We start from the raw sequence: 24,572 nt of genomic DNA, 5'->3' as shown, positions 1-24,572 counted from the left end.
CGGGACGCTGCCGCGGTGCCCGACCTGGACCTGCCCGGCCTGATCCGCCGCATCCGACGCAGGGCCGACCTGTCGCAGCGCGAGATCGCCGCGGCCACCGGGATCCCGAAGGCGACGGTCGCGGCAGCCGAGGCGGGCACGCGGGGCCTGGACGCACGCGCCCTCGCCCGGCTCGCGGAGGTGGCGGGGCTGCGGCTGGTGCTGGTCGACGGGGAGGGCGCCGAGGTCGCGCCGATGGACGGCAGGGCCGTCCGGGACGAGGGCGGCCGGCGATTCCCCGCGCACCTCGACACCCGGCACGGCGACGAGGGCTGGTGGCACGGGCCGCACCGGTACGACCGCACCCCGGTCATCTACACCTTCACCCGCCACCGTCGGCGCAGGGACGAGCGGAGGAGTGTGCGCGGCGGGACACCGGAGGACCACCAGCTCCCCCGGCCCGGGGACGGTCCCGCCGCCCGGGCCGCGGCCCGGCAGGCGGCCGCGCGGAGGCCCGCGAGGAGGAGCTGGAGCGCCGGCGCGCGGCCGGCGTCCTCCGGCCGGCCGGCGACCGGTTCCGCTGCGAGTGCCCGCCGGCCTGCGACGACCTCCTGCTCGACGACGGCCCGCCCACCCCGGGCCGACCCGGGCCGCACGCGCCGGACTGCGTGTGTGGCTGCGACCTGAGCTGACCCGCTGCTACCGTGGGCGTCGTGCGCGGCAGCCTCCTGCTTACCCGCCGCGGCGAGGCCCTCTCCTAGGTCGGCCCCCTCGCCGCGGTGTCCTGCCGTGACGTGAGCGCGTCCCCGGCGCTGCTGACCGCCCCCAGGAGCGACAGTCCAGCCCGCGCCAGAGGAGTCGAGTCCCCGTGAGCACCCCGCAGCACCCGCACGTCCGCAACCCCCAGCGTCCCTCGCGGATGCCCGTCCACCGCTACGCCCCGTTCACCCCGGTCGACCTGCCCGACCGCACCTGGCTCGCGCGGGTCACGACCGCGGCCCCGCGCTGGTGCGCCGTCGACCTGCGCGACGGCAACCAGGCCCTCATCGACCCGATGACCCCCGACCGCAAGCGGCGGATGTTCGAGCTGCTGGTCCGGATGGGCTATAAGGAGATCGAGGTCGGGTTCCCGGCCGCCAGCCAGACCGACTTCGACTTCATCCGCCAGCTGGTGGAGGAGGACCTGGTCCCCGACGACGTCACCGTCCAGGTGCTCACCCAGGCCCGCGACGAGCTGATCGAGCGCACCTTCGAGTCCCTGCGCGGCGCCCGGCAGGCGATCGTGCACCTCTACAACTCGACGTCGACCCTGCAGCGGCGCGTGGTGTTCGGCTCCGACCGCGCCGGCATCGTCGACATCGCCGTCCACGGCGCGCAGCTGGTGCGCAAGCTGGCCGAGCAGATGGGCGACACCGAGATCCGCTACCAGTACAGCCCGGAGTCCTTCACCGGCACCGAGCTGGACTTCGCCGTCGAGATCTGCAACGCGGTCACCGACGTGTGGGAGCCGACCGCCGACCGGCCGACCATCCTCAACCTGCCGGCGACCGTCGAGATGGCCGAGCCCACCGTCTACGCCGACCAGATCGAGTGGATGCACCGCAACCTGGGCCGCCGCGACGCCGTCGTCCTCTCCCTGCACCCGCACAACGACCGGGGCACCGCCGTGGCCGCCGCCGAGCTGGGCTACCGCGCCGGCGCCGACCGCATCGAGGGCTGCCTGTTCGGCAACGGCGAGCGCACCGGCAACGTCGACCTGGTCACCCTCGGCCTGAACCTGTTCAGCCAGGGCATCGACCCGCAGATCGACTTCTCCGACATCGACGAGATCCGCCGCACCGTCGAGTACTGCAACCAGCTGGGCGTGCACGAGCGGCACCCCTACGGCGGCGACCTGGTCTACACCGCCTTCTCCGGCTCGCACCAGGACGCCATCAACAAGGGCTTCACCGCGCTGGCCGCCGACGCGCAGGCGGCCGGGAAGACCGTCGACGAGATGCCGTGGGCGGTCCCGTACCTGCCGATCGACCCCAAGGACGTCGGCCGCAGCTACGAGGCGGTCATCCGGGTCAACAGCCAGTCCGGCAAGGGCGGCGTCGCCTACATCATGAAGACCGAGAACCAGCTGGACCTGCCCCGCCGGCTGCAGATCGAGTTCAGCGCGGTCATCCAGCGGCACACCGACGACGAGGGCGGTGAGGTCACCGCGCAGCAGATGTGGGCCGCCTTCAGCAGCGAGTACCTGCCCGACCCCGACGCCCCGTGGGGCCGCTTCGCGCTGGCCGGCCACCGGCACACCGCGCACGGCGACCAGCTCGACGAGATGGTCGTCGAGCTGACCGACGGCGGCGTCCCGGTCACCGTGCAGGGCCGCGGCAACGGCCCGATCGCGGCCTTCGTCGACGCGCTGAGGACCCTCGACGTCGACGTCCGCGTCCTGGACTACGCCGAGCACGCGCTCAGCGCCGGCGGGGACGCCCGCGCCGCCGCCTACGTCGAGTGCGCCGTCGGCGACCGGGTGCTGTGGGGCGTGGGGATCGACCCGAACATCGTCTCGGCGTCGCTGCGCGCCGTCGTCTCCGCGGTGAACCGCGCCCAGCGGTGAGCGCCGGGACCGGGGCGTGCGGTGCACGCCCCGGTCTCAGCCGCCCGGGTGGGACCGCGGCTCCTCGGGTGGGGCGTCGCCGGGCTCGTCGCCCCGGTAGACGTCGTCCTGGCGGCCGGCACCGCGGAACTCGTCGACGAGCAGCAGGTCGCGCCGGACGTGCCGGCGACGGTAGGCGACCCGGCTGATCAGGTGGGCGCTGACCGGCGCGGTCAGCAGCTGGAAGGCCGCCACCAGCAGGAGCATCCAGGCGTTGGACCAGCCGCCGAGCCGGATGGCGGCCCCGACCATGACCAGCAGCACGCCCACCACCTGCGGCTTGGTGCCGGCGTGCATCCGCGACAGCACGTCCGGGAAGCGGACCAGTCCCAGCCCGGCGGTGAGGCAGAGGAAGGCGCCGGCCAGCAGGCACGCGAACGCCACGACGTCGGCGAGTGCGGTCACGACCGGCTCTCCCGTTCCTCGGCGGCCACCGGCAGGCCGACGTCCCGGCCGTCCTCGGTCCGCGACCGCAGCAGCATCCCGCCGACGTAGCGGGCGACCGAGACCGACCCGACGAAGGCCAGCAGCGCGACCACGACCAGCACCGGCACGAGCGTCGGGTCGCGCACCACCGCGGCGTGGACGGCCAGCCCGGCGGAGATGATCACCAGCAGCGTGTCGGTGGCCACGACCCGGTCCAGCAGCGACGGGCCGCGGGCCAGGCGGACGAGGGCGAGGAGGGCTCCCCCGCCGATGAGCGCGTACAGCGCGCCCGCCACCACCGTCACGGCGCCGCCACCTCCGCCCGGTCCCGCTCCAGGGCGGCGACGTCGCCGGCGGAGCCGAACGCCCGCACCAGCCGCTCCTCGACCACGAGGACGTGCGCCCGCTTGCGCTCGACGTCGTCGCGGTCGCGGACGGGCAGCAGGTGCAGGGTCATCACCCGCTGCTCCCGGTCCAGGTCCAGCACGAGGGAGCCGGGCACCAGGGAGGTCGCCTCGGCCACCATCGTCAGCAGCAGGTCGGAGTCGACCCGCAGCTGCACCCGCACGATCGCGGTCCGACGCAGCCCCTGCGGTCGCAGCGCCTGCCAGGCGACCTCCGCCCCGGACACGACCAGGTCGGCGACGAAGTGGCCGAGGAAGGCCAGCACTGGCAGGGGCCGCACCCGCACGCCGCCCACCACGTGCGGCAGGGGCAGCACCACCAGCACGAACAGCCCGACGGCCAGGCCGGAGAGCAGGTTCGCCCACGACCAGGTCCCCCACAGCAGCATCCAGACCAGCACCAGCCAGGCGAGCAGGGGGACCTGGTGGCGCAACCGGGTCGCGGCCGGCTCGACGCTCACCGGTCCTCCTCCCCCAGCACCGACGAGAGGTAGGGCGTGCGCTCCAGCAGGTCGGTCGACGTCCGGTCCGCGAGGCCGTACAGCGGCCCGGCCAGCCCGGTCAGGGCCACGGTCAGCGCGACCAGTGCGGCGGTCGCGCCCACCATCGTCCGCGGCAGCGGCCGCAGCGCCCGGACGGCGCCCGCCGCGGGCGGGAGGTCGGGCTCGGACGCCGTCGCCACCGCGGTGTGCCGGCGCCAGGCGTCCTGCAGCGCGGTGCGCGGCCGGTCGGCGGAGGACACCGCGCCGTCGGCGGAGGACACCGCGCCGCCGGCGGCGGACCCGTCCTCTCCCCCGGACCGCTGCGGTGTGGCGTCAGCAGCCGCGGCCGCGGCCGTGTCCTCGAACGGTGCCTGGCTCGGGGACCGCCAGAAGGCACGCGTCCAGACCCGGGCGACCGCGAGCAGGGTGAGCAGGCTGGTGACCACCGCGGCAGCGACCAGGGTGAGGGCCGCGGCGCTGCCCTCGGCGACCCCGGCCTGCAGCAGGCCCAGCTTGCCGATGAACCCCGACAGCGGCGGGATCCCGGCCAGGTTCATCGCCGGCACGAAGAACAGCACGGCCAGCAGGGGCGAGCGCCGGGCCAGCCCGCCGAGCCGGTTGATCGACGTGGTCCCGCCCTGGCGCTCGACGAGCCCGGCGACGAGGAAGAGGGTCGTCTGGATGGCGATGTGGTGGGCCACGTAGAAGACCGCACCGGCCAGGCCCGCCGCCGTCCCCAGGGCGATGCCGAACACCATGTAGCCGATGTGGCTGACCAGGGTGAACGACAGCACCCGGCGCAGGTCGCTCTGGGCCACCGCCCCGAGGATGCCGATGAGCATCGTGGCCAGCGCCGCCCACATGAGCACGCCGTCGAGCGCACCGCCCGGGAACAGCAGCGTCTGGGTGCGGATGATCGCGTACACGCCGACCTTGGTGAGCAGGCCGGCGAAGACCGCGGTGACCGGGGCCGGCGCGGTCGGGTAGCTGTCGGGCAGCCAGGCCGACAGCGGGAAGACCGCGGCCTTGATGCCGAAGGCGATCAGCAGCATCGACTGCAGCAGCGCCTGGGTACCCGCGGGCAGCTCGCCCAGCCGCACCGCCAGCTGCGCCATGTTCACCGTGCCGGTGGCGGCGTAGACCAGGCCGATCGCGGCGAGGAACACCAGCGAGCTGGTCAGGCTGACCACGACGTAGGTGATGCCGCCGCGGATCCGGCCGGCGGTGCCGCCGAGGGTCAGCAGCACGTAGGAGGCCATCAGCAGGATCTCGAAGCCGACGTAGAGGTTGAACAGGTCGCCGGCGAGGAAGGCGTTGCTCACGCCGGCGACCAGCACCAGGAACGTCGGGTGGAAGATCGACAGCGGCGTCTCCTCCGACCCGTCGGCCGCACCCTGGCCGATGGCGAACACGAGGACGCCCAGCGCCACGGTCGAGGCGACCACCAGCATGAGCGCCGAGAGCCGGTCGACCACCAGCACGATGCCCAGGGGCACCGGCCAGCCGCCGACGGAGACCGCGCTCGCGCCGTCGGCGTCGGCCAGGAACAGCAGGGCCACCGAGACGGCGAGCACCACGGTGAGCACCACCGTGCTGAGGGTGCGCTGGGAGCCCGGGTGCCCGGAGGCCAGCAGCGCGCCGGCCGCTCCGAGCAGCGGGAGCAGGACCGGCAGCGGGGCGAGGACCTCGATCACCGGGTGCCGCTCCCCGCCGGCACGTCGACGTCGTCGACCAGGTCCTCGAGGTCCGCGGGGAGGCTGTCGGCGTGGCCGGCGGCGCGGTCCTGCGGGTCGAGGTCGTCCGGGTCGAGCTCGTCGGCGTCGGTGTCCCGGCTGGCGGCGACCCGGCGGTCCTCCTCGTCGGTGCCGACGGCCTCGTTGCGGGCCAGCCGCCAGGAGCGGTGGATGATCGCCAGCACGAACGCCGAAACGCCGAAGGTGATCACGATCGCGGTCAGGATCAGCGCCTGCGGCAGCGGGTCGTTGAACCCCTCGGCGTCGGAGTAGCCGAGGATCGGCGCCAGTCCCGCGGGCCCGCCGGAGGACAGCACCAGCAGGTTGGTGGCGTTGCCCAGCAGCACGAAGCCGAGCAGCACGCGGGTGAGGCTGCGGTCGAGCAGCAGGTACACCCCCGCCGCGTACAGCCCGCCGATCATCACCGGCAGCACGATCGTCGGGGTCATCGCAGCACCACCTCACCGGGGGACAGCTCGATCGGGTCCTCCTGGTCCTCCTGGCGGTCGAGCTCCGCGCCCAGGCTGCGGAGCACGTCGAGGACCAGCCCGACGACTATCAGGTAGACGCCGAGGTCGAAGAACAGCGAGGTCACGAGCTTGACGTCGCCGAGCACGGGCAGCGTGGCCTCCAGGACCGCCGTCTGCAGCACCCCGGCGCCCAGGAGCAGCCCGGCCACACCCGTGCCGCCGGCGAACAGCAGCCCGCAGCCCAGCAGCAGGCCCGGCGCCACCGGAGCCGCCTCGCCCAGCTCGTAGCGGCCGCCGGCCAGGTACCTCAGCACCAGCGCGAGCCCGGCGACCAGGCCGCCGGCGAACCCGCCGCCGGGCTCGTTGTGCCCGCTGAACAGCAGGTACAGCGAGAAGACGACGATCGTGTGGAAGAGGATCCGGGTGACCACCTCGAGCACGACCGAGCGGCGCGCCGGGTCGAGAGTGGCGGTGGCCGCCAGCCAGCGGTCGCGCGGCGCCCGCCGGCTGCGCCCGCGGCGCTGTGCCAGCTGCGCGCGGTCGACGCGGTCGACGCCGCCGGTGCGCCCCCGCAGGAAGACCAGGCTGGCCACGCCGGTGGCCGCGACGACCAGCAGCGAGATCTCGCCGAGGGTGTCCCAGGCGCGGATGTCGACCAGCGTCACGTTGACGACGTTCTTGCCGCCGCCGAACGTGTACGCCGGCCCGGGCCAGCCCTCCGACACCGGCGCGGCGGTGCGGGCGGACAGCGCCACCGCGCCGGCGGCGGCCATGAAGGCGCCGACCGCGACGGCGATCACCCCGCGGACGGCGCGCTCCCGCGGCCGGTGCCGCTCGGTGATGTCCTTGGGCAGCTTGCGCAGCACCAGCACGAAGACGACGAGGGTGAGCGTCTCGACCAGGAACTGGGTGAGCGCCAGGTCGGGGGCCCCCTGCAGCGCGAACACGACCGCGAGGCCGTAGCCGGTGACCCCGACGACGAGCACCGCGGACAGCCGCTGCCGGATCCGCAGGGCGAGCGCACCGGCGGTCACGACGACGACGCCGACCACGGCCTGCACCGGGGTGTCCCACGCCCGCCACTCCTCCGGCCACGGAGCGCGGGTGAGCAGCAGCGTGCCCGGCAGCGCGAGCACGGCGACCAGGATGGTCCCCAGGTAGGCCGGCAGGGAGCCGCGCTGGGTGGTGCCGGTGACCAGCACCGCGAGCCGGTCGATGCCCTGGACGACGTTCCAGTAGCCCTCGTCGGCCGAGGCACCCACGGCCACGCGCCCCTGCAGGCGCGTGACCTGCCCGCGCAGGGCGAACAGGGCGGCGCCGCCGGCGATCGACACCGCCGACAGCGCGAGCGCCGGCTGCCAGCCGTGCCACAGGCCCAGGTGCTCCGGCTCCGGCGCCAGCAGCGGCAGCGTGTCCGCGTAGCCGGCGACCAGCGGCTCCAGCAGCGGGCTGGCCGGCCCGAGGACCAGCCCGGTCAGCGCCAGGACGGCGGGGGCGGCGAGGAACAGTGGGCCGGGCGGGTGCTCGACCGGGGTGTCCTCGACGCCGGCCTTGCGAGCGAAGGCACCCCACACGAAGCGCGCGGTGTAGGCGGCGGTGAGGACCGACCCCGCGACCAGCCCGGCGAGGACGACGGCCGCGGCCGTGCGGTCGGGGAGGCCCGCGTCCCAGAGCGCGGCGAACGCCGCCTCCTTGCCGACGAACCCCAGCAGCGGCGGCAGCCCGGCCATGGACGCCGCCGCGGCGATCCCGATCGCGGCGAGCACGGGCAGCCGGCGGCCGAGGCCGGACAGCCGGCGCAGGTCGCGGGTGCCGGTCGCGTGGTCGATGACGCCGACGGCGAGGAACAGCGTGGACTTGAACAGCGCGTGCGCCAGGGTCATCGCCAGCCCGGCGGCGGCCAGCTCGCGGCTGCCCCCGCCGACCAGCGTGACGAGGAAGCCGAGCTGGCTGACGGTGCCGAAGGCCAGCAGCAGCTTGAGGTCCCTCTGGCGCAGCGCGCGGTAGCCGCCGACGAGCATGGTGGCCACGCCCAGGCCCAGCACCAGCGGGCGCCAGCCGGGGACGTCGGCCAGCCCGGGGGCCAGCCGGGCGACCAGGTACACACCCGCCTTCACCATCGCCGCGGCGTGCAGGTAGGCGCTCACCGGCGTCGGCGCCTCCATGGCCGCCGGCAGCCAGAAGTGGAACGGCACGAGCGCGGACTTGGTGAGCGCCCCGACGAGCACGAGGGCCGCACCGGCGGTCATCGCGGTGCCGCTGCCCGGGTCGGCGACCAGTTCCGAGAGCAGGAACGAGCCGCTGGCCTGGCCGATCAGGATCAGCCCGACCAGCATGGCCAGCCCGCCGGCGGTGGTCAGGATCAGCGCCTGCGACGCCGCCCGCCGCGCGGCCAGCCGCCGTCCCGAGCCCCCGATGAGGAGGAACGAGAAGACGGTGGTGAGCTCCCAGAACACGTAGAGCAGCAGCACGTCGTCGGCGAGGACCAGGCCGAGCATCGACCCGGCGAAGGCGGTCAGCGTGCCGGCGAAGCGCCCGGTGCCCTCGTCGTCGGGCCCGAAGTAGCGGGCGCAGTAGACGAGGACCAGGGCGCCGATGCCGGTGACCAGCGCGGCGAAGGTGAGCGCCAGCGCGTCCAGCCGCAGCGCGACGTCGAGGTCGAGGGCGGGGATCCACGGCACCGTCTCGCGGACGTCGCCGCCGGCCAGGACCGTGCGCAGCTGCAGCAGCGTCCAGACGAAGCCCGCGGCCGGGACCAGCGCGAGGACGAGGAAGGCCCGTCTGCCCCACCACCGCGCGAGAAGGGGCGCCAGCAGCGCGGCCAGCAGGTGGAGGGACAGCAGAGCGATCACGGGTCTCCCGGGAGTCGAGGGCGGCTCGGGGACCACTGACGTCGGTCGACGACGGCCGGCGGTGCCCATGACTCTACCCGGCAGGTCGTCTGAGCCCGGCCCCGCTGCAGGGGCCCGCCCGGAGCGGAGCGAGGGGTGGGGGGCAGCGGGGTCCGTCCGCTACCCGGCCACGATCAGGTGACCTGATCGTGGCGCGTCCTCCCCCACGGTGGGCGGTGAGGGAGGACGCGCTGCGGTGCGGGAGGACGCGCCGGCGATCAGCCCTCGGCGAGTTCCGCGGCGGCCAGCCAGTCGGTCTCGACCTGGTCCTTCTCCGCCAGCAGCGCGCGCAGCCGGCCGTCGAGCTCCATCACCCGCGCGTGGTCGGTCGCGGCGGCGGCGAGCTCGGCGTGCAGCCGTTCCTCCTCGGTGCCCAGCTTCTCCAGCCGCCGCTCCAGCCGGGCGGCCTCCTTGCGGGCGGCGCGCACCTCGCCCGCCGAGGGCCCGGCGGCAGCCACCGACGGGGCCGCGGGAGCCGGGCCGGACGCCGCCGAGGGCAGCGCCGCCTCCCCCGCCGCGCGCCGCTGCAGGTACTCCTCGACGCCGCCGGGCAGCGCGGCCAGCGAGCCGTCGCCCATGAGCGCCACCACCGAGTCGCAGACCCGGTCGACGAAGTACCGGTCGTGACTGACCACCAGCACCGTGCCGGGGAAGGAGTCGAGCAGGTCCTCGAGCTGGGTGAGCGTGTCGATGTCGAGGTCGTTGGTCGGCTCGTCGAGCAGCAGCACGTTCGGCTCGGCCATGAGCAGGCGCAGCAGCTGCAGCCGGCGCCGCTCGCCGCCGGACAGGTCCCCCACCGGCGTCCACTGCCGCGACGCCGGGAAGCCGAACCGCTCGGCCAGGGACGACGCCGAGATGTCCTGGCCACCGATCCGTGCGATGCGGGCGATCTCCTGCACCGCCTCGAGCACCCGCAGCTTCGCGGGCAGCTCGGTCACGTGCTGCGACAGGTACGCCGGCGCCACGGTCTGCCCGCGCACCACCGTGCCCCGGTCGGGCTCGGTCTCCCCCACCAGCAGCCGCAGCAGCGAGGTCTTCCCCGCGCCGTTCACCCCGACCACGCCGATCCGGTCGCCCGGGCCCACGTGCCAGGTCAGGTCGCGGAACAGCGGCCGGGGACCGTCGTCGGAGGGGACGGCGTAGTCGACGTCCTCGACGTCGTAGACGGTCCGCCCGAGCCGGCGGGCGGCGAAGCCCTTCAACGCCATCGACTCGCGGGGCGGCGGCTCGTCGGCGATGAGCGCCTCGGCCGCCTCGATCCGGAACCGCGGCTTGCTGGTGCGCGCCGGCGGGCCCCGGCGCAGCCAGGCCAGCTCCTTGCGGACCAGGTTCAGCCGGCGCTCCTCGGTGACCGCCGCGATGCGGGCGCGCTCGGCGCGGGCCAGCGTGTAGGCCGCGTAGCCGCCCTCGTAGGCGTGCACCGCGCCGTCGGAGACCTCCCAGGTCTGCGTGCACACCTCGTCGAGGAACCACCGGTCGTGGGTGACCACCACCAGCGCGCCCACCCGCTCGCGCACGTAGTCGGCCAGCCAGGCCACGCCCTCGACGTCGAGGTGGTTGGTCGGCTCGTCGAGGACCAGCAGGTCCAGCGGCCGGACCAGCTGCGCGGCCAGCGCGACCCGGCGCCGCTCGCCACCCGACATCGGCGCCACGGGGCTGTCCAGGCCCAGCCGGTCGAGCTCCAGGCCGGTCAGGACGCTGCGCACGGCCGGGTCGGCGGCCCACTCGTGCTCGGCGGCGAACAGGGTCCCGGGCAGGACGACGTCGCGGACCGTGGCGCCCGGCGGCAGCGTGCCGGACTGGTCGAGGACGCCGACGGCGAGGTCGCCGCGCTGCGTGACCCGGCCGCTGTCGGGCTCCTCCGCACCGGTCAGGACGCCGAGCAGCGTGGACTTGCCGCTGCCGTTGCGCCCGACGACGCCGATCCGCTCGCCGGCCGCCACGCCGAGGGAGACGTCGTCGAGCAGGACGGTCGTGCCGTGCGCCTTGGACACCCGCTCGAGGTTGAGCAGGTTCAGCGGGGCGCTCACCGTCGGGTCCAGGTCATGAGGGCCCCAGTATCGCCGTCGCCGCGCGCGCCCCGTCCGGCACCGTCGCGCCGACGCGGCAGGTGACACCCGGGACCCCGCGTGCTGCGCTGAGTGACCGGCCGGTCGCGCAGGTGGGGACGGCAGGCGGCGCGCCCCCGCGGTCCACCGCCGCGACCAGCGCGGACACCACCGCGGGCCTACCGTCGGCCCGGTGCTGCCCGCGGTGCCCTGGTCGGAGGTGGAGCGCCGTGCGCGCACGGTCCCCGGCGGCCCCGTCGTCCGCTCCGGCGGCGCCGACGACCTGACCGTGCACGGCCTGGTCACCGACTCGCGGCGGGTCGTCCCCGGCTCGCTGTTCGCCTGCGTCCGGGGGGCGGCCAGCGACGGGCACCGGCACGCCGACGCCGCGGCCCGGGCGGGTGCGGCGGCCCTGCTGGTCGACCGCCCGGTCGCCACGGACCTGCCGCTGCTGCGCGTGCCGTGGGTGCGCGCGCAGCTCGGTCCGCTGGGCGCGCTGCTGGCCGGCGACCCCGCCCGGGCGCTGGGCCTGGTGGGCGTGACCGGCAGCAACGGCAAGACGACGACCAGCGCGCTCGTCGGCGGCGTGCTGGAGGCCGGCGGCGACCGCACCGGCGTCGTCGGCACGCTCGGCGCGCGGGTGGGCACGCGCTCGCGGCTGACCGCGCTGACCACCCCCGAGGCCCCGGAGCTGCACGAGCTGCTGCGCTGGATGGTCGACGCCGGGGCCCGCCGCGCGGTGGTGGAGGCCTCGTCGATCGCGCTGGACCGCGGCCGCCTCGACGGGCTCGGCTTCGACGTCGCCGTCTTCACCGGCTTCGAGGAGGACCACCTCGACCACCACGGCACCCTGGAGCACTACTGGGCGAGCAAGGCGCGGCTGTTCGAGCGCGAGCGGACCGCGGCCGGGGTGGTCGTCGTCGACGACCCGTGGGGACGGCGGCTGGCCGACCAGGCCCCGGTGCCGGTGACCCGGGTGGGCACGGCGGCCGACGCCGACGTCCGGGTGCTCGGCTGGCGGACCGGCGCCGCGGGCACCGAGGTGCTGCTGGGCGACGACACCGGCGGCCACCGGGTGCGCAGCCGGCTGGTCGGCCGGGTGCACGTGGGCAACCTGGCCGCGGCCTGGGCCACCGGTCGGGTGCTCGGCGTGGCACCCGACCGGATCGCCGCCGGCCTGGCCGCGGTGGCCCCGCCGCGCGGACGCGGCACCGTGCTCGGCGGCTCGGGGCGGCCGGTGGTCGTCGTCGACTACGCGCACACGCCGCACGCCCTGGCCGCGGCGATCACCACCGCCCGCGACCTGTGCGGCCCCGGCGGCCGCGTGCACCTGGTGCTCGGCGCCCGCGGCCGGCGCGACCGCTACAAGCGGCAGGGGCTGGGCGAGTCGGCCCGCGCCGCCGACTGCGTGTGGCTGACCAACGAGGGCAGCCACGGCGAGGACCCGGCCGCGATCATCGCCGAGCTGCGGGTCGGGCTGCTCGGCGCGACCGCGGCCGTGCGCACGGTGCCCGACCGGCGGCAGGCCATCTCCGCGGCGGTCCGCGCGGCCGGCCCCGCCGACGTCGTCCTCGTCGTCGGCCGGGGCCACGAGACGCGGGTGCTCGACACCACCGACCCGCGCGACGCCGTCCACCTCGACGACGCCGAGGTCGCGAACACCGCCCTCATCGCCGAGCACGGCCCGCCCACCGCGGCCGCCCGGGTCGAGCGCGCTTCCTGACGGCCGCCGCGCCGCCGGCGTCAGCGGGCCTCGGCGACCCCGAGCCACGGCCGCAGCGCCCCGTCGCCGAGCAGCCGCCCCACCCGCGCCGACTGCTCCTGGGCCTCCCGCCAGCGGGGGTCCTCCCCGTGCCGGCGGGCGACCTCGGCGTCCACCGCGTCCGCGCGCTCGCCCCACTCCGGCGGGCTGTCGCCGAGGTCGGCGGTGGCGGTGTCCCCCAACCGGAAGCCGGCCGCGGCCAGCAGCCCGCGCAGCTCCTCCTCCGCCGGGAAGTCGTTGCCCTCGGGCAGGGGCGGGGGCAGCGGCCGGTCGGCGACGAAGACCAGCAGGCCGAGCCGGCCGCCGTCGACCAGCACCCGGCGCAGCTCGGTCAGCGCCGTTGCCTTGTCGGAGGTGGTGCACAGGACACCCAGGCACCAGGCCGCGTCGAACGCGGCGTCGACGAACGGCAGCGCCTGTGCCAGCGCGGTGACCGAGGGCAGCCCGAACAGCCGGTGGGCGGCACGGGCCGCGGCGTGCATCGGCTCGGCGCAGACGGCGCGCACGCCGCGGTCGGTGGCCAGCCACCCGGCCGGGCCGCCGACGCCGGCGCCGTCGTCGAGCACCCGGCTGCCGGCCGTCAGCGCCATCCGGTCGGCCAGCCAGCGCAGCGCCCCCTCGCTGCCGCTGCCCCGGCACCCGGCCGGGACGGCGTGCTCGGGTCCCAGCGCCCGCACCGCCTCCTCGGTCCAGCCCGCGACGGTGCCGAACTCGGCCTCCATCGCCTCGCTCTCCAGCTCGCTCACGCGACCTCCCTGACCGCGGCGGCGACCTCGGCCTTGACCCGGGCGCCGTCGTCCTCCCCGCCGCCGGAGGCCAGGCCGGAGAGGTTGACCCCGACGACGCCGGGGACGGTCAGCAGCGCCCGGGCCTCGGCCACCGCCGCCGCGATCCCCGCCGACCGGGGGTCCGGCGCGGCCAGCACCTGCTCCACCGTCGCGTCGTCCACGTGCAGGCCGGGGAAGCGCTGCAGCACCCGCGCCGAGCGCTCGTCGGTGTAGACGGCGACCGCCGCGACGAACGGCAGCGTCGCCCCGGCGTCGCGCGCGGCGGCGACGAAGGCGGCCACCTCGGTCGGGGTGCGCACGTGGTTGAGCACGCACACCTGCGCGCCGGCCCGCTGCTTGTCCGCCACCCGGGCCGGGCGCCGGTGCACCGGTGGGGCCGCCGGCGACTCCGGGACGGCGACCGGCAGCCCCGCGTCCGCGGCGAGGGCGGCCAGCCGCGGACCGTCGAGGTCGAAGACCTGGGTGACGCCGAGCCGGACGCCGGGGCCGCGGGCGTCGCCGGTCACGCACAGCACGCCGTCGACGCCGACCGCGGCCAGGCCGGCCAGCTCCTGCTCCAGGACGACGCGGTTGCGGTCGCGGCAGGCCAGCGTCGTCCACGGCCGCCCGCCGGCGTCCAGGATCTCGGCGGCGAACAGCGTGGGAGGGAAGTCGGGCCGGTTGGCGTGCTCGCCGACGAGCAGCCCGTCGGAGACCGGGGCCAGGACGCCGACCACCCGGCGCAGCGAGGCCGGGTCGAACGGCGCGACGGTGAGGTCGGTGAGCACCACCGGCCCGGTGCGGGCGCGGTCGAGCAGGCTGCCCGGCGGAGGCGGGACCGGAGGCGGCGTCGGCCCGGCCCACGCGGGGGCGGGGTCGTCGACGAAGGGACAGCGGTGCTCGGCGACCTCGCAGCGGCCGTCGTCCCGGACCCCGCCGCACGGGCCGAAGACCATGCGCTTCGGGCAGCCCGGCCGGCGGGCGTCGTCGTCCACGCTCGCAGCCTGACACCTCCCGGCGCCGGGCGGGCGGCGGGCGGGCGGCGAGCGGGGCATCCCGCCGTCCCGGGGAGCGGCTACCGCGCCGCCGCCGCGGGCTGCATGCTGGCCGCACCGGTCCCGTCGCCCCGGAGCCAACGCAGGAGCCGCCCGTGTCCGTCTTCCCGCCCATCCCGCTGGCCGAGTGGGCCGACACCAAGGACACCGTGCACCGGTTCCTGCAGGCCGTCGGCAAGCTGCGGCTGGCCAACGCCCCCCGGCGCAACCACTGGTGGCACGTCCCCTTCCACCTCACCGGCCGGGGGCTGACCACCCGCCCGATGGGCTTCGACCCCGTCTTCGCCGTCGACCTCGACCTGGTCGACCACCGGCTGGAGGTGGCCGTCGCCGACGGACGGCGGGCGTCCTTCCCGCTGCCCGGGCTCAGCGTGGCCGCCTTCTACCGGCAACTGCTCGACACCCTCGCCACGCTCGGCCTGCCCGCCACCGTGGACCTCCCGGTCCCGTTCGACCTGGCCGACTGCACCCCGTTCGCCGAGGACGAGCACCACGCGTCCTACGACCGGGCCATGGTGACCCGCTACTGGGTGGTGCTGGGCCAGGTGGCGCAGGTGCTCGAGGAGTTCGCCGGGCGCAGCTACGCCAAGACCAGCCCGGTGCACCACTTCTGGCACACCTTCGACCTCGCCGTGACCCGCTTCTCCGACCGGCGGGTGCCGCAGCCCGACACCGTCGACCCGGTCACCCGCGAGGCCTACTCGCACGAGGTCATCAGCGCCGGCTTCTGGTTCGGCGACGACCAGGTGCCCGAGCCCGCCTTCTACTCCTACACCGCGCCCGAGCCGGCGGGCCTGGCCGAGGAGCCGCTGCGGCCGGGCGCGGCCCGCTGGATCGACAGCCGGGGCGCCCACCTCGCGCTGCTGCCCTACGAGGACGTGCGGACGGCGGCCGACCCGCGGGGCACCGTCCTGGACTTCCTGGAGAGCGCCTACGCGGCCGGCGCCCGCCGGGCGGGCTGGGACCTCGACGCCCTGTGCTGCCCGACCGCGCCCGAGCCCCGGTGAACCGCCGCACCCCCTGGAGGCCCCGCACATGAGCAACCTCGACCGCCGCCCGCCCGCCCGCGAGCTCGGTGGGCTGGCCGACACCGCCGCCGGCCCCGCCCTCGACCTGCTGCCCGCCAAGGAGGTCGCGCTCGGGGAGAGCACGCGGGTCCGGCGGCTGCTGCCGACGCTGGGCCGCCGGATGGTCGGCGCCTGGGCGTTCGTCGACCACTACGGCCCGGACGACGTCGCCGACGGTCCCGGCATGCAGGTGGCCCCCCACCCGCACACCGGGCTGCAGACGGTGTCCTGGCTGCTGCAGGGCCGCGTGCACCACCGCGACTCCCTCGGCAGCGACGTCTCCTTCGGCCCCGGCGAGCTCGCCCTCATGACCGCCGGGCACGGCATCGCGCACTCCGAGCAGTCGCCGGTGCCGCACCCGCGCTACCTGCACGGCGCGCAGCTGTGGGTGGCGCTGCCCGACGTCACCCGCGACACCGCACCGGCCTTCGAGCACCACGCCACCCTGCCGGGCTTCGACTCCGACGGGCTGCGCGCCACGGTGCTGATGGGCGGGTTCGGCGGCCAGACCTCACCGGGGACGGCGCACACCCCGATCGTCGGCGTCGACCTCGACCTGGCCCCCGGTGCCGACGTCGAGCTGCCGCTGGAGCCGGACTTCGAGCACGCGCTGCTCGGCGCCTCCGGTGGTGCCGACGTCGAGGGCGCGCCGCTGGCCCACGGCGCGATGGTCTACCTCGGCACCGGCCGGCGGACCGTGCGGGTCCGCACCGAGGCGCCGGCGAGGCTGCTGCTCCTCGGCGGCGAGCCGTTCGAGGAGCAGCTGGTGATGTGGTGGAACTTCGTCGGCCGGTCGGGCGAGGAGATCGTCGAGTACGCCGAGCGGTGGAACGCCGAGGACGAGCGGTTCGGCGCCGTCGAGGGGTACGAGGGCGACCGCCTGCTCGCGCCGGCGCTGCCGCCGGTGCCGCTCAGGGCACGGGGGCGGGTCCGGTGACCGTGGACCAGCGGCACCTCGCCTTCCTCGCCGAACACCGGTGGGGGGTGCTCGCCACGGTGAAGCGGGACGGCCGGCCGCAGCTGTCCAACGTCGGGTACGCCTACGACCCGGCGCAGCGCCTGTTCCGGGTCTCGGTGACCGCCGACCGCGCCAAGACCCGCAACCTGCAGGCCGACCCGCGGGTCACCCTGCACGTGTCGTCGCAGGACTTCGGGTCGTGGGTGGCCGTCGAGGGCGCCGCGGAGCTCACGCCGGTGGCCGCCGACCCGCACGACGCCACGGTCGAGGAGCTGGTCGCCTACTACCGCGGTGTCTCCGGCGAGCACCAGGACTGGGACGAGTACCGCGCGGCGATGGTCGCCGCCCGGCGCCTCGTCGTCCGGTTCACGTCGGAGCACACCTACGGCCAGCTGCGCGGGTGAGGCCGGCCCCGTCCGCCTGCTCAGCCCTCGGGTGGCGTCTGCATGACCGAGAACGACGCGCCCCACGGGTCGCTGACGACGGCGAACCGGCCGAACTCGGTGTCCATCGGCGCCATGGCGACCTTGCCGCCGGCGGCCTCGACCGCGGCGACCGTGTCGTCGGTGGAGGCGACGGCGAAGCAGGTCGCCCACCCCTTGGGCGCACCGGGTGAGATCCCGCCGAGGCCCCCGAGCGGACGGTCACCGGTCGCGAAGGTCGTGTAGCCCCCGGCGCCGGGGACCTCCTCGTAGGTGAACCCGAAGACGGCGGCGTAGAAGTCGCGGGCCGCAGCGGGGTCGTCGACCGCGGCCTCGTTCCACACCAGCGCGCCGGGCTCGTTGAACACCTCGACGCCGGTGTGCGTGCCGGCCTGCCACAGTCCGAACTGGTTCCCCTGCGGGTCCCGCGCGACGACCATCGTGCCCATCGGCCCGACCTCCATCGGCTCGACGACGACGGTGCCGCCGGCCGCGCGGATGCGGTCGCAGGTGGCCGTGGCGTCGGCGGCCGCGAAGTAGGTCGTCCAGGACGGCGCGGCGCCCGGGTCCATCAGCGGGCCGAGGCCGGCGGCCTGGTGGCCGTCCTTGAGCGCGTTGACGTAGCCGCCGAACTCGGGACTGTCGGCGGTCCACTCCCAGCCGAGCAGGGAGCCGTAGAAGGCCTTGGCGGCCGGGATGTCGGGGGCGCCGTAGTCGATCCAGCACGGTGTGCCGTCGGGCCAGGGGGTGTTCCGGGTGGGCATGGCTTCCTCCTCGGGTGTGGGGAGGAACACCGTGCCACCGGGGGCCGACACTTCCCGGGCCCGCGCACACGGCACCGGGAACGCGTCCTCCCGCACCGCAGCGCGTCCTCCCCCACGGTGCACGGTGAGGGAGGACACGCCACGATCAGGTCCCCTGATCGTGGCGCGACGGTCTCAGAAGCGGCCGCCGCCCGAGCGTCCGTGGCCGCCGCCACCACCGAAACCGCCCCCGCCCGAGCGTCCGCGGCCACCGGAGCCCCCGAAGCCGCCACCGCGCGGCCGGCCACCGCCGAGACCACCGCCGAGACCCCCGCCGGGGCCACCGCGCATCCCACCGGCCAGGATGCCGCCGAGCACGAGGCTGCCCAGGTCGACACCACCGCGGCCGGGCGCGTAGCCCCCGCCGTAGCCCCCGCCGTAACCCCCGCCGTAGCCGCCGGACCACGTGGCCACGTCGTCCTGCGCGAGCTGCAGCGCCTGCTGGGCCAGCTGGTCGGCCAGCTGCGCCTCCCGCAGCGCGCCCTCGGGGTCGGTGCGGCCGGTGCCCGCGGCGGCGTCGAGGTGCCGCTGCGCCTCGGCCAGCCGGGTGCGCGCCTCGGGCCCGACCGCCCCCCGTCGGGTGGCGACGAAGTCGGCGGCCGCGGCGACGGTCGAGCGGGCGCGCAGGAGGGTCTGGTCGAGCGCGGCGGCGGCCCGGCGGCCGCGGGTCTGCGCGTCGCGGGCCACGGTCAGCGCCTGCTCCAGGGCGAGGTCGGCCTCCTCGAGCCGGCGCAGCGCGGTGATGGGGTCGGGCAGCCCGCCGTCGCCGGAGCGGAGGGCCTCGTCGGCGGCGGCCAGCCCGGCCTCCGCGCGGGCCACCTGCGGGCGCAGCCCGGCGCTGTCGCCGCCGGAGGACAGCAGCGCCCGGGCCTCGGCGAGGTCCTGCTCGGTCTCGGCGCGGACGGCGGGGATGCGCGCGGTCGCGGCCTCCAGGTCGCGCTCGAGCCGCGTGACGGCGTCGAGCAGGGTGCCCACCTGGGCCACGGCGTCCTCGGCCGCGCGCAGGTCGCCCACCGCCTCGCCGGACCGGCCGGCGTCGAGGGCGGCGCGCGCCTCGGCGACCTCCTGCTCGGCGGCGGCCAGCCGCGCGCGGGCCTGGTCGAGGTTGTCGGCGACCGGCGCCAGCGCCGAGGGCGCGTAGCGGCGGCGCAGCCGGGCGGTGCGCTCCTCGTCCTGGGGCAGCCGGCCGTGCAGCGCGGTGATCCGTGGGCCGAGCCCCTCGAGGACCTGCGGCGCGGTGCGCTCGAGGTCGCGCAGCTGCGCGAACGCCTCGGCCTGCGCGTCGAGCCGCTCGTCGGCCGCGGAGGTCAGCTGCAGGATCTCGGTGACCATCGCCCGCCGGGTCGGCTCGTCCTCGGGGATCTCGTCGTCGAGCTGCTGGCGCAGCGTAAAGGCCCGGGTGAGCTCCTGGCGGGACCGGGCCAGCGCCTCGTCGAACCCGGCGACGGCGGCCTCGCCGTACTGCAGCCGGGCGAAGTCCAGGTCCAGCTGCGAGGTCTTCACGGCCTCGTCCAGCTCGAGCAGCGCGGTGCTCGCCCGGCCCTGCAGCTCCTCGGTGGGCACGCCGGCGTGGGGGTCGGGCCGCTCCAGCCGGGTGGTGGGCGGCGGCTGGGCCTCGCGGCGCCGCCGCCGGGACCGCGCCACCAGGTACGCCCCGCCCCCGACGACGGCGATCCCGCCGACGACGGCAGCGGTGGCCGCGCCCGACCCGGACCCGGATCCCGACCCCGACCCCGACCCCGACGACGCGTCGTCCCCGATCCCGTCGGCGAAGGCCACCGCCGCCCCGGCCCAGTCGTCGTCCCCGAGCTCCGGCTTGACGTCCTGCGCCAGGAAGTCCTCGATCTCGGCGTTGGTCTGCGGGAACGCGTCGTCCACCCAGTAGCCGTAGAGCCGGTCGCCCACCGCGACGGCGAACAGCACGTCGGTGCCATTCAGCCCCGAGGCCTCCGCGGTCTGCTGCGCCCACTCGCCCTGGTCGACGCCGTCGAAGGAGGTCACGTAGACGACGAAGACCTGCGTGCCGTCCTCGGCCTGCCGGTCGTCGACCGCCCGCTGCACCTCCGCGCGGTCGCCGGAGTCGAGGACGCCCGCGCGGTCGGTGACCTCGTCGGGGACGTCGAACGGCGGCTCGGCCAGTGCCGGCCCGCCGCCGGCGACCAGGACGGCGGCCGCGGCCGCGAGGACTCCCATCAGCCGGCGCACGGCACCGACCCTAGGTGCGGCACCCCGCCCGGGCAGCCCGGCCGGGTAGGACGTCCGCAACCGGGTAGGGCCCGGTCAGCCCAGCACCCGGCCCGAGGAGGACCCGTGAGCGAGAACGACCGCATCCCCGCCAGCCAGCTGCCCTCGGGGGCGGTGCGCCGGGCGGGCAACTGGGCGGTCGGCAACCGCGACGGGGAGTACTTCGCCGTCTCCCGCCGCTGCCGGCACCAGCTGGCGGACGTGTCGAAGGGCAGCATCGACGCCGACGGGTGCCTGGTCTGCCCCTGGCACGGTGCGCGCTACGACGTCCGCACCGGGGAGATGGTCGCCGGCCCGCGCGGGTTCCTCGGCTACCACGGGCCCACCCCGGGCTACACCCAGTTCGTCCGCGGCTACGCGAAGGTGCTGCGGCTGCGGGTGCGGCGGGCGCTGCGCCGCGGGGACGACGTCGTCGTGGAGTGAGGCACACGGGCGGCCCTCCTGCAGGGGGCCGCCGCGAGCCTGCGAGTGGTGGGGCAGGAGGGTCCCTCCGCTAAGCCGGAGCTGCCGGAGCCGCCCGGCCCGCCGCGGTCAGCTGCTGCCAGCCGGCCCGGCGGGCGGCCTGCGCGTCGGGGTCGGGCACCGGCAGCGAGGCCAGCAGGCGCTGCGTGTAGGGGTGCTGCGGCGCCCCGAGCACCTCCTCGCCCGTCCCCTCCTCGACCAGCCGGCCGCGGTAGAGGACGGCGATCCGGTCGGCCAGCAGGTCGACGACGGCGAGGTCGTGGCTGATGAACAGCGCCGCGAAGCCGAACTCGCGCTGGATCTCGTCGAAGAGGTCGAGCACCCGCGCCTGCACCGACACGTCGAGGGCCGAGGTCGGCTCGTCGGCGATGAGCAGCTCCGGCCCCAGCGCCAGCGCCCGCGCGAGGCTGGCCCGCTGCCGCTGGCCGCCCGAGAGCTCGTGCGGGAAGCGGTCGCCGAAGGCGCGGGGCAGCTGCACCGACTCGAGCAGCTCGTCGACCCGGCCCCGCGCCTCCCGCGCGTCACCGGCCCGCCCGTGGACGACCAGCGGCTCGGCGACCGCCTCGGCGATGGTGAGCAGCGGGTTGAAGCTCGAGGCGGGGTCCTGGAAGACGAACCCGATCCGCTCGCGCACCGGCCGGAAGCGCTTCTCCTTGACGCCGTTCATCTCGGTGCCCAGCACCGACAGCGACCCGCCGGTCACCTTCGTCAGGCCGGCGATGGCCCGCCCGATCGTCGTCTTGCCGCTGCCGCTCTCCCCGACCAGACCGAGCACCTCGCCGGGCCGGATGCGGAAGCTGACGCCGTCGACGGCGGTGAAGTCCGGGCGGCGCAGCCGGCCGGGGTAGACGATCCGCAGGTCGCGGGCCTCCACCACCGGCGCGGCGGTGTCCCACCCGGCCGGCCGGGCCGCCGCGCGCGCCTGCGTGCGCGCCAGTCCCTGCCCCAGACGCGGCACGGAGGCCAGCAGCTGCCGCGTGTAGGCCTCCCGCGGCGCGGAGAACAGGGTGCGGACGTCGGCCTCCTCCACCAACCGCCCCTGGTACATGACCGCGACCCGGTCGGCGAGGTCGGCGACCACCCCCATGTTGTGGGTGATCAGCACGATCGCGGCGCCGAACTCGTCCCGGCAGCGGCGCAGCAGGTCGAGGATCTCGGCCTGCACGGTGACGTCGAGGGCCGTCGTCGGCTCGTCGGCGATGATGACGCCGGGGTCGAGGACGAGCGCCTGGGCGATGACGATGCGCTGCTTCTGCCCGCCGGAGAACTGGTGCGGGTAGTGGTCGACCCGTGTCTCCGGGTCGGGGATGCCCACCCGCCGCAGGACGTCGACGGCCTTGGCGCGCGCCTCCTTGCGGCTGTACCGGCCGTGCGCGCGCAGGCCCTCGGCGATCTGCCAGCCGACGGGGTAGACCGGGTTGAGCGCGGTGGAGGGCTCCTGGAAGACCATCGCCGCGTCCCGGCCGCGCACGGCGCCGAGCTGGCCGCGGGACAGCGTCACGACGTCGTGCTGCTCGCTCCCGTCCTTGCTGCGCAGGAGGACCGCCCCGCGCGTGGTGGCGGTCTCCGGCAGCAGCCCGAGGATGCTGCGCGCCGTGACCGTCTTGCCGCTGCCGCTCTCCCCCACGACGGCGAGCACCTCGCCGGCGGCCACGGACAGGCTCACGTCCTGGACGGCGGCGATGGTCCCGGCGTCGGTGGCGAAGGAGACGGACAGGTTCTCGATGTCGACGACGTCGCCCGTCGGCGTGCCGGTCATCAGGCGATCCCTCCTGCACCGGTGACCCGGGCGACGTCCACGCCGGTGTCGAGCGGGCCACCGGGCACCACCGCGACCTCCGCGGTCTCCCCCGCCTCGGCCGCCCGCCGGCTGCGCAGCCGGGGATCGGCCAGGTCGTTGAGGCTCTCCCCGACCAGGGTCAGGCCCAGCACCACCAGCACGATGGCCGCCCCCGGGAAGATCGACGTCCACCAGATCCCGCTGGTGACGTCGGACAGCGACTTGTTGAGGTCGAAGCCCCACTCGGCGGCGGCGGTGGGCTCGATGCCGAAGCCCAGGAAGCCGAGCCCGGCGAGGGTCAGGATGGCCTCGGAGGCGTTGAGCGTGAGGATCAGCGGCAGCGTGCGGGTGGCGTTGCGCAGCACGTGCCGGCTCATGATCCGCCAGTGGCCGGCGCCGATGACGCGGGCCGACTCGACGTAGGCCTCGCTCTTGATCCGCACCGTCTCGGCGCGGACCACCCGGAAGTACTGCGGGATGAACACGACGGTGATGGAGATGGCCGCCGCGAGGATCCCGCCGAAGAGGCTGGACTGGCCGCCGCTGATGACGATGGCCATGACGATCGCCAGCAGCAGCGACGGGAAGGCGTAGACCGCGTCGCAGACGACCACGAGCACCCGGTCCAGCCAGCCGCCGAAGTAGCCCGAGACCAGCCCGAGCAGCACGCCGGCGAACAGGGACAGCGCGATCGCCAGCACGATGACCATGACCGCGGTGCGTGAGCCGTAGAGGACGCGCGAGAGCACGTCGTAGCCGCCCACCGTCGTGCCCAGCCAGTGGTCGCCCGACGGGTGCTGCTGCGCACCGAAGGGGCCGTCGGCGTCCCGCAGCTGGTCGTAGCCGTAGGGCGCCAGCAGCGGCGCGCACAGCGCGACGAGCAGGAAGACGCCGGTGAGGACCAGCCCGGCGACGAGCATGCCGCGCTGCAGGCCGACGCTCTGCCGCAGCTGGTGGACCACCGGCAGCCTCCGCCAGCCCCGTCGGGCGGGGTCGGGCGCGGGCGTCTGGTCCGTGGGGGTGGACACGGCGGTGGCCATCAGTACCTCACCCGGGGGTCGATGAGCGCGGCGATGACGTCGACGACGAAGTTGGTCACCGCGACGATGACCGCGAGCAGCGCGACGATGCCCTGCACCGCCACGAAGTCGCGGGCCTGCAGGTACTCGGCGAGCTGGAAGCCGAGCCCCTTCCACTCGAAGGTGGTCTCGGTGAGCACCGCGCCACCCATGAGCAGGGCCACCTGCAGGCCGATGACGGTGATGATCGGGATGAGCGCCGGGCGGTAGGCGTGCTTGCGCAGCAGCCGCCGCTCACCGACGCCGCGGGAGCGGGCCGCCTCGACGTAGCCGGAGCCGAACGTGCCGATGACGTTGGTGCGCACCAGCCGGAGGAACACCCCGGCGGTGAGCAGCCCGAGGGCGATGGCCGGCAGGACCGCGTGCTCCAGCACGTCGAGGACCACCTCGCCGTCCCCGGTCCGGATCGAGTCGATGAGGTAGCTGCCCGTCGGGTTGTCGAGGAACTGCAGCTGGATCTCCGCGCCGGTCGAGGCGCGGCCGGCCACCGGGAGCCAGCTCAGGCCGCTGGCGAAGACGAGTTTGAGCACCAGGCCCGCGAAGAAGACCGGTGTCGCGTAGCAGAGGATCGCGAAGACCCGCAGCACCGCGTCGGGCCACCGGTCGCGGGAGTAGGCGGCCAGCCGGCCCAGCGGGATGCCGACGACGAAGGCGACCAGCAGCGCGTAGAACGCGAGCTCCAGGGTCGCCACACCGAAGGTGGTCAGCACCTCGGTCACCGGCCGGCGGTCGCTCAGGGTCGTCCCGAAGTCGCCGGTGGCGACGTCGCCGAGGTAGTCGAGGTACTGCACCAGGAGGGGCCGGTCGTAGCCGGCCTCCCGCACGCGCTCGGCCAGCTCCGCTCCCGTCAGCCGGCCGCCCAGCGCCGCGGTGATCGGGTCACCGGTCGAGCGCATCAGGAAGAAGACCGTCGTCACGAGGATGAGGACGGTCGGGAAGATCAGCAGGAAGCGGATCACGAGGTAGCTGCCCAGCCCACCCCCGCCGCCCCGGCGACGGCGTCCGGTCGACGCCTCCTCCTGGGCGGGATCGCCCGCCGCCAGCTCGGTGGCTGCTGTGGTCATCGCGTCGACTCCGTCTGTGCGGGCCCCCCGCA

General features: G+C 75.8%; 21 protein-coding genes. 7 read left to right on the top strand and 14 right to left on the bottom strand.

Annotated features, from left to right (window positions below; all coding sequences use genetic code 11):
• Positions 1–15: 15 nt before the first annotated feature.
• Both ACU616_RS10600 and leuA read left to right on the top strand, forming a co-directional pair.
• Complete coding sequence (locus ACU616_RS10600; protein ID WP_446758421.1) at positions 16–666, top strand: helix-turn-helix domain-containing protein; 651 nt, start codon at positions 16–18, stop codon at positions 664–666.
• Between the two features lie 181 nt (positions 667–847).
• The gene (gene leuA, locus ACU616_RS10595; protein ID WP_446758420.1) at positions 848–2,584 is read left to right on the top strand and encodes a 2-isopropylmalate synthase; all 1,737 of its coding nucleotides are present in this window, start codon (positions 848–850) and stop codon (positions 2,582–2,584) included.
• A gap of 36 nt (positions 2,585–2,620) precedes the next feature.
• Here the strand turns inward: leuA and mnhG are convergent, their stop codons facing one another.
• From mnhG to ACU616_RS10560, 7 genes are all read right to left on the bottom strand, one after another.
• The gene (gene mnhG / locus ACU616_RS10590; protein WP_446758419.1) at positions 2,621–3,028 is read right to left on the bottom strand and encodes a monovalent cation/H(+) antiporter subunit G; all 408 of its coding nucleotides are present in this window, start codon (positions 3,026–3,028) and stop codon (positions 2,621–2,623) included.
• Positions 3,025–3,354, bottom strand: coding sequence for a monovalent cation/H+ antiporter complex subunit F (locus ACU616_RS10585; RefSeq protein ID WP_446758418.1), 330 nt, complete (start codon positions 3,352–3,354; stop codon positions 3,025–3,027). The genes mnhG and ACU616_RS10585 overlap by 4 nt, the downstream gene beginning before the upstream one ends.
• Complete coding sequence (locus ACU616_RS10580) at positions 3,351–3,914, bottom strand: Na+/H+ antiporter subunit E (protein ID WP_446758417.1); 564 nt, start codon at positions 3,912–3,914, stop codon at positions 3,351–3,353. Before ACU616_RS10580 ends, ACU616_RS10585 begins: the two co-directional genes overlap by 4 nt.
• The gene (locus ACU616_RS10575; RefSeq protein WP_446758416.1) at positions 3,911–5,629 is read right to left on the bottom strand and encodes a Na+/H+ antiporter subunit D; all 1,719 of its coding nucleotides are present in this window, start codon (positions 5,627–5,629) and stop codon (positions 3,911–3,913) included. The genes ACU616_RS10580 and ACU616_RS10575 overlap by 4 nt, the downstream gene beginning before the upstream one ends.
• Complete coding sequence (locus tag ACU616_RS10570; protein ID WP_446758415.1) at positions 5,626–6,117, bottom strand: Na(+)/H(+) antiporter subunit C; 492 nt, start codon at positions 6,115–6,117, stop codon at positions 5,626–5,628. The genes ACU616_RS10575 and ACU616_RS10570 overlap by 4 nt, the downstream gene beginning before the upstream one ends.
• Entirely contained in the window at positions 6,114–8,990 is a 2,877-nt protein-coding gene (locus tag ACU616_RS10565; RefSeq protein WP_446758414.1) for a Na+/H+ antiporter subunit A, read from the bottom strand. Before ACU616_RS10565 ends, ACU616_RS10570 begins: the two co-directional genes overlap by 4 nt.
• A 257-nt stretch (positions 8,991–9,247) precedes the next feature.
• Positions 9,248–11,059, bottom strand: a complete 1,812-nt coding sequence (locus ACU616_RS10560; RefSeq protein ID WP_446758413.1) for an ABC-F family ATP-binding cassette domain-containing protein — start codon at positions 11,057–11,059, stop codon at positions 9,248–9,250.
• A 211-nt stretch (positions 11,060–11,270) separates the two neighbouring features.
• Between ACU616_RS10560 and ACU616_RS10555 the strand changes: the two genes are divergently transcribed.
• Positions 11,271–12,800, top strand: coding sequence for a Mur ligase family protein (locus tag ACU616_RS10555; RefSeq protein ID WP_446758412.1), 1,530 nt, complete (start codon positions 11,271–11,273; stop codon positions 12,798–12,800).
• A gap of 20 nt (positions 12,801–12,820) precedes the next feature.
• Here ACU616_RS10555 and ACU616_RS10550 read toward each other — a convergent pair whose 3' ends face one another.
• Positions 12,821–13,585 carry a class I SAM-dependent methyltransferase gene (locus ACU616_RS10550; protein ID WP_446758411.1) on the bottom strand — a complete coding sequence of 255 codons (765 nt, stop codon included), beginning with the start codon at positions 13,583–13,585 and terminating at the stop codon, positions 12,821–12,823.
• Positions 13,582–14,601: a methylenetetrahydrofolate reductase C-terminal domain-containing protein gene (locus ACU616_RS10545; protein ID WP_446758410.1), complete on the bottom strand. Its 1,020-nt coding sequence runs from the start codon at positions 14,599–14,601 to the stop codon at positions 13,582–13,584. Before ACU616_RS10545 ends, ACU616_RS10550 begins: the two co-directional genes overlap by 4 nt.
• A gap of 155 nt (positions 14,602–14,756) precedes the next feature.
• Between ACU616_RS10545 and ACU616_RS10540 the strand changes: the two genes are divergently transcribed.
• Genes ACU616_RS10540 through ACU616_RS10530 form a run of 3 tightly spaced genes read left to right on the top strand, consistent with a single transcriptional unit; the run spans position 14,757 to position 17,090 of the window.
• Positions 14,757–15,668, top strand: coding sequence for a DUF5996 family protein (locus ACU616_RS10540; protein WP_446758409.1), 912 nt, complete (start codon positions 14,757–14,759; stop codon positions 15,666–15,668).
• Between the two features lie 28 nt (positions 15,669–15,696).
• Complete coding sequence (locus tag ACU616_RS10535; RefSeq protein WP_446758408.1) at positions 15,697–16,665, top strand: pirin family protein; 969 nt, start codon at positions 15,697–15,699, stop codon at positions 16,663–16,665.
• A complete protein-coding gene (locus ACU616_RS10530; protein WP_446758407.1) occupies positions 16,662–17,090 on the top strand; it encodes a PPOX class F420-dependent oxidoreductase in 429 nt (142 codons plus the stop codon). Before ACU616_RS10535 ends, ACU616_RS10530 begins: the two co-directional genes overlap by 4 nt.
• A gap of 20 nt (positions 17,091–17,110) precedes the next feature.
• On the opposite strand, the gene ACU616_RS10525 is transcribed toward ACU616_RS10530, so the two are convergent.
• Positions 17,111–17,872 carry a VOC family protein gene (locus tag ACU616_RS10525; protein ID WP_446758406.1) on the bottom strand — a complete coding sequence of 254 codons (762 nt, stop codon included), beginning with the start codon at positions 17,870–17,872 and terminating at the stop codon, positions 17,111–17,113.
• Positions 17,873–18,046: 174 nt separating this feature from the next.
• Positions 18,047–20,116: a TPM domain-containing protein gene (locus ACU616_RS10520; protein WP_446758405.1), complete on the bottom strand. Its 2,070-nt coding sequence runs from the start codon at positions 20,114–20,116 to the stop codon at positions 18,047–18,049.
• A 105-nt stretch (positions 20,117–20,221) separates the two neighbouring features.
• Between ACU616_RS10520 and ACU616_RS10515 the strand changes: the two genes are divergently transcribed.
• Positions 20,222–20,578 (top strand): Rieske (2Fe-2S) protein, encoded by a 357-nt coding sequence (locus tag ACU616_RS10515; protein ID WP_446758404.1) that lies wholly within the window; start codon positions 20,222–20,224, stop codon positions 20,576–20,578.
• Positions 20,579–20,648: 70 nt separating this feature from the next.
• On the opposite strand, the gene ACU616_RS10510 is transcribed toward ACU616_RS10515, so the two are convergent.
• From ACU616_RS10510 to ACU616_RS10500, 3 genes are read right to left on the bottom strand one after another with little or no spacing between them, the layout of a single operon-like run.
• The gene (locus ACU616_RS10510) at positions 20,649–22,376 is read right to left on the bottom strand and encodes a dipeptide ABC transporter ATP-binding protein (protein ID WP_446758403.1); all 1,728 of its coding nucleotides are present in this window, start codon (positions 22,374–22,376) and stop codon (positions 20,649–20,651) included.
• Positions 22,376–23,437: an ABC transporter permease gene (locus ACU616_RS10505; RefSeq protein ID WP_446758402.1), complete on the bottom strand. Its 1,062-nt coding sequence runs from the start codon at positions 23,435–23,437 to the stop codon at positions 22,376–22,378. The genes ACU616_RS10510 and ACU616_RS10505 overlap by 1 nt, the downstream gene beginning before the upstream one ends.
• Positions 23,437–24,540: an ABC transporter permease gene (locus tag ACU616_RS10500; protein ID WP_446758401.1), complete on the bottom strand. Its 1,104-nt coding sequence runs from the start codon at positions 24,538–24,540 to the stop codon at positions 23,437–23,439. The genes ACU616_RS10505 and ACU616_RS10500 overlap by 1 nt, the downstream gene beginning before the upstream one ends.
• Positions 24,541–24,572: the final 32 nt, after the last annotated feature.

Source organism: Geodermatophilus sp. URMC 62 (assembly GCF_052931475.1).
This window is presented reverse-complemented; position numbering and strand designations above follow the sequence as displayed.

What these genes read in the sequence shown, in the direction of transcription:
- ACU616_RS10505 (WP_446758402.1), bottom strand. Translation starts at nt 23,437, where the DNA reads ATGGCCACCGCCGTGTCCACCCCCACGGACCAGACGCCCGCGCCCGAC.
- ACU616_RS10525 (WP_446758406.1), bottom strand. Translation starts at nt 17,872, where the DNA reads ATGCCCACCCGGAACACCCCCTGGCCCGACGGCACACCGTGCTGGATC.
- ACU616_RS10510 (WP_446758403.1), bottom strand. Translation starts at nt 22,376, where the DNA reads ATGACCGGCACGCCGACGGGCGACGTCGTCGACATCGAGAACCTGTCC.
- ACU616_RS10570 (WP_446758415.1), bottom strand. Translation starts at nt 6,117, where the DNA reads ATGACCCCGACGATCGTGCTGCCGGTGATGATCGGCGGGCTGTACGCG.
- ACU616_RS10500 (WP_446758401.1), bottom strand. Translation starts at nt 24,540, where the DNA reads ATGACCACAGCAGCCACCGAGCTGGCGGCGGGCGATCCCGCCCAGGAG.
- ACU616_RS10535 (WP_446758408.1), top strand. Translation starts at nt 15,697, where the DNA reads ATGAGCAACCTCGACCGCCGCCCGCCCGCCCGCGAGCTCGGTGGGCTG.